The following is a 13033-nucleotide window of genomic DNA, read 5'->3' as shown; positions in this document are numbered from 1 at the left end:
TCTTCCGGAGTCCGGAATGGCTGGTTATCGAAGCGGAGCCGGCAATCGGTTGATCGCGTTCCAAAGGCAGGTATGCACGGGACACAAAAAAGACAAGGATGCGGGGAATTCCCGATTCTTGTCTTTTTGCGCTGCTCTCCCGCTTCTGAGATCTCCGCGACGGCAGAGCTCAATGAAGGACCGCCTCGTCCTCGGGAGCTCCTGCCTCTCGGGAGATCGCGGCCTCAAGCAGCTTGATGAAATGCTGCAAAGCGGGGTTGAGCCATTTGCGCTTATGATACAGATACTGGTTGGACATGGAGATGTCGGGATGGCTGAACGGAAGTTCCTTGAGGATGCCGAGCGCAAGCTCGCGCTCTACCGTGATGCGGGGCAGCAGGCCGACGCCGAGACCGAATCCGACGCACTGCTTGATCGCTTCGAGGCTGCCGAACTCATGATGGATCCGATACTCGATCCCGTGCCGCGCCAGCAGCGCCTCGAAGGCGGAACGGTAGACACAGCCTTGCTCGGTGGCGACGTACGAGAAGTTCTCGAAGCAGGCCAGCCCGCGCTCCGCGTCCTGGAAGATGGGGTGGCAGGGTTCCGCTACGAACACAAGCGGCTCCTCTCTCAGGACGGCGGTATGAAGGCCGTCTTCGCTTACCGGCTTGCCGAGGAACAATCCGATATCCAGGTCGCCGTATCGAACCTTCGGGATGATGCATTCTTCGACAACCGGCCGAACTTGAATGGTGATGTCCGGATAGGCGCGCCGGAACTTCTGGATGACAGGGGGGAGGAAATAGGCGATCATGGACTCAATGGTGCCGATGACGAGGCTGCCCTTCATCTGTCCGGATACGAGCTCCTTGGAGCTGTCGTACAAGGCGAGAATTTCGAAACGGTCGAACAGCTGCTCTCCCGCGGAGGTGAGCTTCATATGCCTGCCGTAGCGCTCGAACAGGCTGGCGTTGTACTCCAGCTCCAGCTTCTGGATCTGCTGCGTGACGCTGGACTGGGCATAGCCCAGCTGCTCCGCGGCCTTGGTGAAGCTGTTGCATCGTGCCACCTCGATAAACGTGCGCAAATAATTGAGCTCCATCCTGACACCGCCGTTTCAATTGGGGTTCTTCTTCTGCGCCGTTCTGCCGAGCGCCGGAAGCATGTTCGCGGCGAAGGCCAGCAGGCGGCGGAGCCTGCTCCTGCTCTGCGGGCATGCTTGGGCCGCAAGCAGCTCCCTGTCCAGCATGGTGCTGATTTCCATTTTCTTCTGTTTCGCTAGTGTATCCGCAAAATATTCATGCGACAACATTTACTTTTCCCCCTCGCAGGGCGAGAACGCCATCCGGAATAGATTCAGCGTATCATCATTCCGAGAGGGGGATTCGGCACACTTTCCGATGTCGGCCATCGTCTCCAACGATGGAAGCGCAATCATGGCACGCTATGGAAAGCCGGTCTTCAAACTGCCATGCTTGCCAGAGGATGACTTTGTTTTTGCGCGTGTCATAACGTAAAATGTTAAGTACTATATTAAAGGACCCCTTAATTCGATAAAGAAGCGGTGAGAGCATGTTCGATCGATTGAACGGGTGGATAGACGCCCTGGTCACGGCCAGCGGCCTGGATGGGCCGTATATCCTGCTTCTGACGATCCCCCTAGCTATTATCCAAGGACTGTTCGGCGTCTTTCCCTTCGCCACGATCATCATGCTGCATATCTCCATCCTGGGCATTGCAGGAGGACTCGCGGCGAGCTGGGTCGCCGGCACGGTATCCGCGCTCGTCGTGTACTTGCTGTTCCGCTTTTTCTTCTACGGCAAGGTCCAGCGGCGCTTCCAGGCGCGGATGGACCGCTACGAGCGGTGGCAGGGCAGCCTGGATCAATACGGAGCCTGGCTGGTCATCCTGCTTCGTACGATTCCCATCATGCCGAACAACCTGATTTCGTTCATGTCTGCCGTCGCCCCGGTCAAATTCGGCCCCTATCTGTGGTCGTCCCTCGTCGGAAACCTATCCCATATATGGATGTTCGGCATCATCAGCTCTTCGCTGATTTTTCCCGATGCGGATCTTCGGGTGCTGATCTTGTCGTATTTTATCTTTCTCGCCGTTCTCGGCATCGTCTTCCTGGCCAGCCGGGCGGCCAAGAGCCCGAGGGTTCGGAAATGGAGGGGAGAAAGCAAAAAAAAATTCTCCGTCCGACAAGCCCGATCTTCCTGTCTAAGCGTGCAGAATCTTGTGGATAATTACCTGAACAAGAGCCCGGGGACACTTTCCCAGGGCTCTTTCGGTTCTTATCAACAGCTGTGAATAAGTCCATTTTCGGGGTGGTGTTTTCAATTCGCCGGCATAAGGGTATATACGTGTCAACGGCTTGACAGCCACAATATATGGTGTTAAATTTAACACCTAGACCTACATATAGCAGTTTGAAGCATGAAGCGGACAAGCTGTCAAGACCCAATATATGCTTCTTCCGGATACTCCGCAGCATGGCCCGGCCACCCCGGGCCATGCTTGCGGAGAGGGCCATCGGCAGCGTTTCGGCCGCCGCCCCGAACGGGAGTCCGGGCCGAGCGATTTGCTTGCGGAAGGCAGCTTCCGCGGCCAGACACAGACAGGATCAGACAACACGACCATACACACCGGACACAGCCTGATGGAGCGGCAGCAAGAGCAACAACCTCCAAGCAGGTCCTTTTTATTGTCTTTTCGACAGTAATCGGCAGCGCGGGCTCCTTATACCCCGTTCCGGTTCGAGACACAACATCTAGTTGCCACACATTTTTTTGAAGGAGTGAACCGCCATGCTGATCGCTTACGCCTCGCGTACCGGCAATGTGAAGAGATTCGTCAGCAAGCTGGGATTCCCGGCCGTGAAAATCGACGATTCCACAACCTTGGAGGAGCCGTTCGTCCTCGTGACCTATACGACCGGCTTCGGCCAGGTGCCGCCTGCCGTGGATGCGTTCCTGCAGCGCAGCGGTTCCTATCTTCGAGGCGTGTCGGCCAGCGGCAACCGCAACTGGGGACCCAACTTCGCGGGCAGCGCGGATATGCTGTCCGAGCAATACGAGGTGCCGGTCATTTGCAAATTCGAGCTATCGGGCACGACGCGGGACGTCGAACAATTCATGCGGGAGGTGCAGCCCCTTGCGGCATATTGAGCTGAACAACGAGATTATGAAGCGCGGAGCGGACGGATTCTTCAAGCTGGAGAAGGATCGGGAGGCCGTAGCGGCATTCATGGAAGAAGCGCGGGCCAAGAGCCCTGTCTTCGCAAGCCATAAGGACAAGATCGATTATCTGATCGCGAACGACTATTACGAGAATCTGTACAACCATTATACGGAAGAAGAAGCGGTTGCCGTATTCGAGCTGGCGCACAGCCTGGAGTTCGAATTCCCTTCCTATATGGCGGCCTCCAAGTTCTACACGGACTACGCGATGCGCAGCAACGACCGCTCGCAGTTCCTGGAGCATTATCCGGACCGGGTAGCGGTCACGGCTCTGCATCTGGGCCGCGGCGACGCGGAGCTGGCCAAGTCGCTGGCGGTATCCATGATGGAGCAGCGCCTGCAGCCGGCGACTCCGACCTTCCTCAACGCCGGCAAGAGCCGCCGCGGCGAGATGGTCAGCTGCTTCCTGCTGGAGATGGACGATTCCTTGAACTCCATCAACTACAACCTCTCGACCTGCATGCAGCTGTCGAAGATCGGCGGCGGCGTCGCCGTCAACCTGTCCAAGCTGCGCGGACGCGGCGAGCCGATCAAAGGCGTGGAGGGCGCGGCGAAGGGCATCATGCCGGTGCTCAAGCTGATGGAGGATGCCTTCTCCTATGCCGATCAGATGGGACAGCGCAAAGGATCGGGAGCGGCCTACTACAACATCTTCGGTTGGGACATCATGGAGTTCCTCGACAGCAAGAAGATCAACGCCGACGAGAAAACCCGCCTGAAGACGCTGTCGATCGGCCTGATCGTGCCGAACAAGTTCTATAAGCTGGCCGAAGAGAACAAGCCGCTGCATGCTTTCGCCCCGTATTCCGTCTTCAAGGCTTACGGCTCCCATCTCGACGATCTCGATATGGATGAGATGTACGACGAGCTGATGGCCAACCCGGCCGTCAAAAAGAAGCTGATCATGAGCGCCCGCGACATGCTCGTGAAGATCGCCACGATCCAGCTGGAATCCGGCTATCCGTATATTATGAACAAGAGCAACGCGAACCGTAACCATGCTCTGAAGGATATCGGCTCCATCAAGATGTCCAACCTGTGCACGGAGATTTACCAGCTGCAGGAGACGTCCGAGATCGGCGACTTCGGCGAAGCGGACACGATCCGCCGCGACATCAGCTGCAACCTGGCTTCGATGAACATCGCCAACGTGATGCAGCACCGCAAAATCCGCGAAACGGTGCACGAGGGAATGGCCGGCCTGACTTCCGTCAGCGACATGACCCGCGTCTCCAATGCGCCGGGCGTCGTGAAGGCCAACGAAGAAATGCACTCGGTCGGCCTCGGCGCGATGAACCTGCACGGGTATCTGGCGAAGAACAAGATCGCCTACGAAAGCCCGGAAGCCAAAGACTTCGTCCGCACGTTCTTCATGATGATGAATTTCTATTCCATCGAGAAGAGCTCCGACATCGCCGCGGAGAAGAACGAGCGCTTCCGCGACTACGAGCGTTCCGAATATGCGAAGGGCACATACTTCGACCGGTACCTCGCTACCGACTACCGTCCGACAACGGCCCGCGTCAAGGAGCTGTTCGAGGGAATAGCGATTCCGTCCCCGGCAGACTGGGCGGAGCTCAAGGAGAAGGTAGCGCGCCAAGGCCTGTACCATGCCTACCGTCTGGCGATCGCGCCGACGCAGAGCATCTCGTACGTGCAAAATGCGACTTCCAGCGTCATGCCGATCGTAGAGCCGATCGAGACCCGCACCTACGCGAACTCGACGACCTACTATCCGATGCCGTTCCTGTCTCTGGACAATTTCTTCTATTACAAATCCGCCTATGCGATGGATCAGTTCAAGGTCATCGATCTGATCGCCGAGATCCAGGAGCATATCGACCAGGGCATCTCCGCCGTGCTTCACGTCAACAGCAGCGTAACGACGCGCGAGCTTGCCCGCTACTACCTGTACGCAGCGCACAAAGGGCTCAAGTCGCTCTACTATACCCGCACGAACCGCCTTGGGGTGGAAGAGTGCGTCAGCTGCGCCGTTTGATCTTTCCATGACCATCACCGAGAGCCGCATTGATGCGGCTCTCGTTACTTAAGGCCGCCGAGCCGCGATATACAAGGAGGAAACCCCATGAAACCGATCGATCTCGCTACGCAGGATACGCCTTCTGCCTCTGGCCTGAACACGGAAGCCGCCGCTTCCGCTCCGCTGCGCGCCGTCAACTGGAACCGTCCGGACGACGACTACACCGCAACCTTCTGGAGCCAGAACCTCATGCAGTTCTGGACGGACGAGGAAATTCCGCTCTCCGACGACAAAATGAGCTGGATGTACCTGAACGACCAGGAGAGAGACACCTACATGAAGGTGCTCGGAGGCCTCACCCTGCTCGATACCGTTCAGGGAGGAGTCGGCATGCCGAGCCTCGTGGAGCATGTAGACGGCCTTCAGCGCAAGGCGGTGCTCGGATTCATGGGCATGATGGAGCAGATCCATGCGAAGTCCTACAGCAGCATCTTCACGACGCTGGCTTCCACGGAAGAGATCGACGCGGTATTCAAATGGGTGGAGAAGCATCCTTTGCTGCAGAAGAAAGCCTCGGTCATCTCGGCTTACTACCGCAACATCGACTCGCCTCGCTCGCTGTATATGGCTATGGCGGCATCGGTCCTGCTGGAGAGCTACCTGTTCTACAGCGGCTTCTTCTATCCGCTCTATCTGGCCGGTCAAGGCAAGATGACGAGCAGCGGCGAGATCATCGATCTGATTCTGCGCGACGAGAGCATTCATGGCCTCTACGTCGGCGTGCTGGCCCAGGAGGTCCATGCCTCCCTCAGCGAGCAGGAGCAGGCGGAGACGCTGCAGGAGCTGCGGACTCTCCTGACGACGCTGCACGAGAACGAGGACCGCTACACGGATGAGCTGTACAGCGGCATCGGACTTCAGGACGAGGTCAAGACCTTTGTCCGCTACAACGCCAACAAAGCGATGATGAACCTCGGCCTCGAGCCGCTCTTCGAGGAAGAGGATGTCAATCCGATCGTGTTCAACGGCATCAGCACCCGCACGAAGCAGCATGACTTCTTCTCCAAGAAGGGCAACGGCTATGTGCGGACCCTCAACGTCGAGCCGCTTCGCGATGAGGACTTTACCTTCAATTTCTAAACACGGACCGGCAGGTTTTGAAGCTGCGTTCAAGCTGCCTGCCAGCTGCCCCCAAGCGCATAAGCTTGAGGGCAGTTTTTTTGTGCACGAATGCGGCCCGACTCGCCGGAACCGTCTTTGTTGCTTGAGTCTCCAATGGCAGCGAAGCAGGAAAAGCCTCAAGCAGAGCAGACTGCCTCCATACGGAAGGGGCTACTGTCCGAAAAAGCAGCGGCAGCAGCTCCATAGGCTGCGGCTGTGCTGTACGTGGCTGGACAAACCCAAAAAAGCTCCAAGCCGATTGCAAGCAACGGCTTGGAGCTTTTTTTGGGGGGGGCGTGAATGTTATTTCAGCTCGATGATTTCATTGATATCCTTGATCTTAAGCGCTTCCGCGATGGAACTGAGATGGTAGATGTTGAGCGTTCCGCGCTGCAGATGGCAGATTTCGGTGATGACATTGGGGCGAACCCCGGCCAGGCGGGCGAGAGCGCCTTTGGTGAGTGGTTTGTACAGGCGTTTGGTTTCGCTGCTCAGCTCGGTGTAGGACCGGATGGGGAGAAGCGTGTTGGTCGATTCATCGATGAAATACTGGCGGATCAGCGTTTCCAGATTGCTTTGAATCCGATGCGTGGCTTTGTCATACGTGCTGGTAATGCTCATAGCAAACTCCCTCTCCTGTATATGTAAGTCCATTGACCTAATTAACTCTTATATCGGAAAGAAATCGGGAAATTTGCACTATTTATATCAACATTCGTAAAATTTATTTTTGAATTACCGATTTTAACTTATTCGAATTGAGAACAAAAAAGAAGCTTTTTTCCTTCTCTGCTAGCGGAGAATGGAAAAGAGCTTCTTTATTTGGAGCGGAAAGCATGACTGCCCAACCAAAAATGGGTGATTATGCCTGTTGTATTGCGGAGCGGCGAGCGCGAACTTCACGGGCGGCGGCCACCATATGGGCAAGCGAAGCTTCCGTTTCCTCGCGTCCCCGCGTTTTGAGGCCGCAATCCGGATTGATCCAGAACAGCTCCGGATCAAGGTTGCGGAGCGAGCGCTCGATCATGGCGATCATCTCTTCCGTGGAAGGAACCCGAGGGCTATGGATGTCGTAGACGCCGAGTCCGATTCCCTTGCCGTACGTGTTCTCCTCGAAGCTCTGGATGAGCTCTCCATGCGAGCGCGACGTTTCGATCGAGATGACGTCGGCGTCGAGATCGCGGATCGTGTCGATGATATCCGAGAATTCGCAGTAGCACATATGCGTATGGATCTGCGTTTCGTCCTGGACTCCCGTCGTGACGAGGCGGAAAGCGTCCACGGCCGCTTCGAGCTCTTCCGGCCAAAGGCTTTTCTTCAGAGGAAGGCCTTCGCGCAGGGCGGGCTCATCCACCTGAATCATGCCGATGCCTGCCGATTCCAGAGCTTCGACTTCCTTGCGCAGCGCCAGGGCGATCTGGAAGGCGACCTCCGTGCGCGGCAAGTCGTGGCGGACAAACGACCAATTGAGAATCGTAACCGGACCCGTAAGCATGCCTTTGACCGGATGGCTCGTCAGAGACTGGGCGTAGACGGTTTCCTTGACCGTCATCGGCTTCGTCAGCTGGACATCGCCGTAGATGACGGGCGGCTTCACGCAGCGGGAGCCGTACGATTGGACCCAACCGCCCCGGGTGAAAGCGAAGCCTTCCAGCTTCTCGCCGAAAAATTCGACCATGTCCGTACGCTCGAATTCGCCGTGAACGAGCACGTCGATGCCGATGTTCTCCTGCACAGAGATCCACTTGGCGATTTCTTCGCGGATGAAGGCCTCATAGGCATCATCAGGCAGCTCGCCTTTGCGCCAACGCGCCCGGGCGGAACGGACTTCGGCCGTCTGCGGGAAGCTGCCGATCGTCGTCGTGGGCAGGAAGGGCAGCTGCCATTTCTTCTGCTGGACCGGCCGGCGGTCGGAGAAGCTGCTGGAACGGAACGTGCGTGCAGCCGCAAGCCGCTTCGCTTCTTCGCGCACGGCGGCGTTATGGCGCTCCGGCAGGGCTTCGAGAGCTTCGAGCGCCGCGCGGTTGGCGGCCAGGCCGTCCCGGATGCGCTCTGCGCCGGCAAGCTGCGGATCGCCAAGCCCGGCGGTGCCGAAGGCGGCTGCAGCGGTCAGAAGCGTCAGCTCCTCCAGCTTTTCATCCGCGCCGGCGAGAGCTCCCCGCAGGCTTCCGGAAGGCCGGTTTCGCCGCTGAGGCTGACGGGCACATGCAGCAGGCTGCACGAAGGCTGGATATGGAGACGATCGGCAGGGACCACGGAAGCGATCTTCTCCACGAGCGCCAGCGCCTTGGCCAGATCGGTTCTCCAGATGCCGCGTCCGTCGATGATGCCCGCTCCGAGTACGCGTCCGGACGGATAGCCGCCGGAGAGGAGAGCTTGCAGATTGACGCCGCGGTCATGGACGAAGTCCAGGCCGATGCCGGCGACCGGAAGCGCGGTAAGAGCGGCATAGTCGGCAGGAGCATCGAAGTAGGTTTGGAGCATCAGCTTCAGCTCCGGAGCGGCGGCGGCGAGCTCGCTGTAGATGGTCTCCAGCCGCTTCCAATCCGCCGCTTCGAGCTCGCCCGTGACGGACGGCTCGTCGATCTGCACCCATTCGGCCCCGGCATCGCGAAGCTCCGCGAGCACGCGGCCATAGAGAGGGACCAGCTTGGCGATCCAGCCGTCGAACTCGCCGGCCGTGTAGCCTTTGGACAGCTTGAGGAAAGTGAAGGGACCGATCAGCACCGGCTTGGCTTGCAGGCCGAGCTTTTCCTTCGCTTCGAGATAAGCCTCAAGCGGGTAGTTGCGCACCAGCTTGGCTTCCGCATGCTGAAGCTCGGGGACAATATAGTGATAGTTTGTATTGAACCACTTTGTCATCTCGCAAGCGGTAGCGTCTTTTCGGCCGCGGGCCATGGCAAAATACAGATCGTTCGTCACAGGGCCGTCATGATAGCCGAAGCGTGCCGGAATAAGGCCGAACATGGCCGACGTGTCGAGCACCCGGTCGTAGAAAGTGAAGTCGCCTACCGGCACGAGACCGATTCCTGCCTCCGATTGGCGGCGCAGGCGGCCGATCCGGATTTCTTCCATGCGGGAGAGAAATTCTCCCTCTTCGATTTTGCCGGCCCAAAATGCCTCCAGCGCTTGCTTCCATTCCCGCTTGTTCCCGATGTTGGGGTAGCCCAAGCTGCTGCTGATCGCGTTCATTCCGTATCCTCCCGAAAATAAATGTGCGGCGTTCCTGATCTTGCCTTAAACGAAACATAACATGATTGCTCGGATATAGACTAAGGCTTATAAGCTATAGCTGGCCATGCTCTGCGGCTATACCCGAAATTTCGCGATGAGCGAAAGTCTGGAGTTCAAGGCAAGAGAACCGCAAGGAAAAGGGAAAAGCCGAAGGGGAGAGGGAAAGAAAGTTGAAAGGAAAAGAAAGTTGAAAGGGCAAAGGAAAGAGCAAAAGGAAAGTTATCATTCATTTATGTGAGTTTTATGTTAGATATATAGAGAGACGACGGTGGGATAAACAAAAAAGGATTGTTGGATGGATGATCTCAATTTATAATGGTAGATAACCTAACATAAAGAAAGATCAAGCCAGCGCGAGGAGGAACCTCAATGCATTTGACCGTCGAAGATGCGCTGTCCGTCTATCCCCTGTCGGAAGGAAAGCTCGTTGCGGGAGCAGCCGGGAAAAACCGCATCGTCAAATCCGTCAATGTCATGGACGCTCCCGATATCTGGGACTGGATCAAGGACGGCGAGATGCTGTTCACGACAGGCTATCTGATCAAGGACGACCCTCAGGGCGGAGCGGGGCTGCTGGAGCAGCTGAACCGCAGAGGCTCTTCCGGACTCGGCATCAAGCTGGGCCGATTCTGGGAGCAGATCCCTCCTGCGCTTATCCTCATGGCCGACAAGCTTGGCTTTCCCCTCATTCAGCTTCCGTACGAATTCACTTTCTCCGATCAAATGAACGGGCTCTACAGAGCCGAAATGCAGCGGAGCACAAAAGCTCTGCAGGCCGCGATGGAAAAGCAGAAGCGGCTCATGCGCTTCGCCCTCCAAAGCGATCCCATTCTCCAGCTGTTCGAGGAAATCAGCGGCGTTGTCGGCTATCCTCTCGCGGTCGTCAGCGCGGAAGGAAGAGCTCTGTTCAACAACAGCGGCGTGCCGGAAGAGAGCCTTCTGCGGGCATGGCCATGGACGGGGCGGCATCCCTGGGTGAAGGGGGAAGGCTGGCAATGCTACCGCGTGCCTCTCCTCAGCGGAGCGAAGCCGGCGGGATACGCCTGCTTTGTCACGGGCGAGCCTCTCTTCACGACGCTGGAGGAAGGGCTGTTCCATCAGGCGGCGGAGCTGATCGCCTATCAGATGGAAGCGCGAATTCAGTCCGCGGACAATCGCAGCAGGCAGTACGAGGACCAGATCCGGGCCTGTCTTGCCGGCGCATTGCCTCCCGCCGAGCTCGCCGCCTACGGAGAGAGCTCCGGCAATTCCGTGCTGAAAGGAGCGTACATCCCGGTTCTGACCTCGCCGGGCGGCACTTCCGACGCTGCGGGGCGCAGCGCCAGAATGGAGAGGATCCGCCAGGAATACGGGAGCCATCCCGTCCTGTCGGCACTAGGAGCCCTTCATCTGGATATGGAGGAGGGCGTCCTGTCGCTGTTTCCCGATGGAGCCGGAGCCGATGAGCTGGCGGAGCATCTCGCGTCATGCTCCGGCAATCTGCGCAAGTCGGCCGGCTGTGTCGCAAGAGCGGCCATCGGCGGGCGCAGGAGCGGAGAGCAGTCTCTCGCTTCGGCGTGGATGGAGCTCAAGGAGACGCTGCGGCTCGCCGCCGAATGGGGAGTGCCGGATCCGGTCGTGCCCTACCGGAAGCTGGAGCTCGCCTATCTGTTCGAGCATTGCCCGAAAGAGAGGATGGCGGCCTTTTGCGACCGGGTGCTGGGGGGATTGCTGCGCAAAGAGCCGGAATACAGGCAGGAGATGCTGCGGACGCTGGAGGTTTACCTCGACAACGACGGCCAGCTGAGCGAGACGGCCAAGAAGCTCTACATCCACCGGAATACGGCTTCCTACCGGATGGATAAGATCAGCGAGCTGCTGGAGGTCGATCTCAAGAAGACGGACGATCTGCTGCGGCTGAAGCTGGCTTTCCAGCTGCGAGGCATGTCGGCGAAAGCGGAGGAGCCGGCTGCGGCGCTGCGAACGGCCGGAAGGAAATAAAGAGGGGATCAACCGCGAGCGTTCCGCGTGGAACGGCCGTCGGGCAGGACGATAAGGAGGGATGCTCATGGATGCGCATCGGGTGTTTTCATCCTGGGATGGCGAGCGGCCGGCCGTCCTGGCGACGATTGTGGAGGTAAATGGACATTCCTACCGCAAGCCGGGAGCTGCATGCTGCTGGGCCGCGGCGGCTGGAAGCGCGGCAGCCTCAGCCCCGGCTGCCTGGAAGCCGATCTCGAGGCGAGGGCCGAGGCTTTGCTGGATATGGGCTCTCCGCCCCCCGAGCCGGCTTGGGCAACGGTGCGGTACGAAATGGAATCGCCCGACGACTTGCTGTGGGGCGAGGCGATCGGCTGCGGCGGAACGGTGACGGTCCTCCTGGAAAGGGTGGAAGGGGAGCTGGCCTCCTGCATCCGAAGGGCTGCGGCTCATGACGGCGAGACCGCCGTGCATTTGGAGCGGGTGCTGGGCTCGGCAGGACGGGCGATCGAATACCGGCTGCTGGAAGCATCGAGCTTTTCCGGCGGTGTCGAGAACGACGGAGCCGGCATCTATTCCTTTCCGATTCATGCCCGCCCTCGCCTGATCGTCTTCGGGGCCGGAGCCGATTCGCTTCCGGTTGCGCGGCTGGCGGAAGCGGCAGGGTTCCGCCTTGCCGTGGCCGACTGGCGGGAAGAGCTATGCACGGCGGAGCGGTTTCCGGGAGCGCAGCTGGCGCTCGGAACGGCGGACTCCATTGTGCGGAAGCTGAACGTCGGTCCTGCCGATTATGCGTTCATCTGCAGCCATCAGCTTCAGCGGGATCGGGCGATGCTGGAGCTGCTCGCTCCCTGCCCGCTGCGATATATCGGGATTCTGGGCTCCCGCAGGCGGGTGGCGGCGCTGCTTGACGGCCTTCTGCCCGCTGCTCCCGTCTACGCGCCGGTCGGTCTCGACATCGGGGCGGACGGTCCGGAAGAAATCGCGGTCAGCGTCGTCGCCGAGCTGATCGCCGTGCGGCGGCTGGCCGCGCGGGAGGAGAAGCCCGCAGCAAGGACTCCCATTCGTCCGCGGCGTTCGCTTGTCCCTCTTCCTCGAGACCGGGAGGCGGGTCGACTCGGAGCTGCCGGAGGCGAAGCCGGCTTCGCCTGCCCGATTAAGCCGGGAAGGACATGAGTCGTCCGCTGAAAATAATGGGAATCTGTCTGGCCGCGGGCTTCAGCCGCCGGATGGGAGCCCCGAAGCTGCGGCAGCTTCTGCCGGATGGAACGCCGCTGGGCGCTTCAGCCGTTCGGGCGATGGCGGGCGCGGGGCTGCAGCGCCTGCTTGTCGTCGTGCGGGAGGACGACGACTGCTCCTGGCTGCCGGGTGCGTCCGGCGAAGCGGCCGGCAAGACGGCGGTGGAAGTCGTGCCCTGCCGCGATGCTTCCCTTGGCATGGCCCATTCCTTGCGCTGCGGCCTGGCGGCGGCCGC

The 13033-nt window shown here is 59.0% G+C and carries 10 protein-coding genes and 2 pseudogenes; 8 read left to right on the top strand and 4 right to left on the bottom strand.

All coding sequences use genetic code 11. The annotated features are described in order from the left end of the window. Positions 1-169: 169 nt before the first annotated feature. Entirely contained in the window at positions 170-1084 is a 915-nt protein-coding gene (locus tag BN871_RS15670; protein WP_048747174.1) for a LysR family transcriptional regulator, read from the bottom strand. 15 nt (positions 1085-1099) lie between these two features. Then, positions 1100-1294 (bottom strand): hypothetical protein, encoded by a 195-nt coding sequence (locus tag BN871_RS15665; protein ID WP_021880067.1) that lies wholly within the window; start codon positions 1292-1294, stop codon positions 1100-1102. Positions 1295-1554: 260 nt separating this feature from the next. On the opposite strand from BN871_RS15665, the gene BN871_RS15660 reads away from it, so the two are divergent. The 4 genes from BN871_RS15660 (at position 1555) to nrdF (ending at position 6345) form a co-directional block, all read left to right on the top strand. Continuing rightward, positions 1555-2295 carry a TVP38/TMEM64 family protein gene (locus BN871_RS15660; RefSeq protein ID WP_157060308.1) on the top strand — a complete coding sequence of 247 codons (741 nt, stop codon included), beginning with the start codon at positions 1555-1557 and terminating at the stop codon, positions 2293-2295. A 497-nt stretch (positions 2296-2792) separates the two neighbouring features. After that, on the top strand, positions 2793-3152 hold the full coding sequence (gene nrdI, locus BN871_RS15655; protein ID WP_048747172.1) for a class Ib ribonucleoside-diphosphate reductase assembly flavoprotein NrdI: 360 nt from the start codon (positions 2793-2795) through the stop codon (positions 3150-3152). Then, a complete protein-coding gene (nrdE, locus tag BN871_RS15650; protein ID WP_048747170.1) occupies positions 3139-5223 on the top strand; it encodes a class 1b ribonucleoside-diphosphate reductase subunit alpha in 2085 nt (694 codons plus the stop codon). The genes nrdI and nrdE overlap by 14 nt, the downstream gene beginning before the upstream one ends. Positions 5224-5388: 165 nt before the next feature. Next, a complete protein-coding gene (nrdF, locus tag BN871_RS15645; protein ID WP_048747196.1) occupies positions 5389-6345 on the top strand; it encodes a class 1b ribonucleoside-diphosphate reductase subunit beta in 957 nt (318 codons plus the stop codon). A gap of 324 nt (positions 6346-6669) precedes the next feature. Here the strand turns inward: nrdF and BN871_RS29135 are convergent, their stop codons facing one another. Together BN871_RS29135 and metE are read right to left on the bottom strand one after the other, a co-directional pair. Next, positions 6670-6987 carry a hypothetical protein gene (locus BN871_RS29135; protein WP_021880059.1) on the bottom strand — a complete coding sequence of 106 codons (318 nt, stop codon included), beginning with the start codon at positions 6985-6987 and terminating at the stop codon, positions 6670-6672. Between the two features lie 241 nt (positions 6988-7228). Next, positions 7229-9558, bottom strand: a pseudogene (gene metE / locus BN871_RS15635) (5-methyltetrahydropteroyltriglutamate--homocysteine S-methyltransferase). A 411-nt stretch (positions 9559-9969) separates the two neighbouring features. Here metE and BN871_RS15630 point away from each other — a divergent pair. The 4 genes and pseudogenes from BN871_RS15630 to BN871_RS15620 all read left to right on the top strand — a co-directional run. Beyond that, on the top strand, positions 9970-11580 hold the full coding sequence (locus tag BN871_RS15630; protein WP_048747169.1) for a PucR family transcriptional regulator: 1611 nt from the start codon (positions 9970-9972) through the stop codon (positions 11578-11580). Positions 11581-11641: 61 nt separating this feature from the next. Continuing rightward, positions 11642-11719: pseudogene (locus BN871_RS30260) on the top strand (hypothetical protein); the annotation flags it as partial. A gap of 32 nt (positions 11720-11751) precedes the next feature. After that, positions 11752-12735, top strand: coding sequence for an XdhC family protein (locus BN871_RS15625; RefSeq protein ID WP_048747167.1), 984 nt, complete (start codon positions 11752-11754; stop codon positions 12733-12735). Next, a partial coding sequence (locus BN871_RS15620) for an NTP transferase domain-containing protein (RefSeq protein ID WP_048747191.1) occupies positions 12732-13033 on the top strand: 302 nt, incomplete at its 3' end. The genes BN871_RS15625 and BN871_RS15620, both read left to right, overlap by 4 nt.

It is taken from the genome of Paenibacillus sp. P22, from assembly GCF_000469945.2.
Lineage (GTDB): Bacteria > Bacillota > Bacilli > Paenibacillales > Paenibacillaceae > Paenibacillus_O > Paenibacillus_O humicus.
This window is presented reverse-complemented; position numbering and strand designations above follow the sequence as displayed.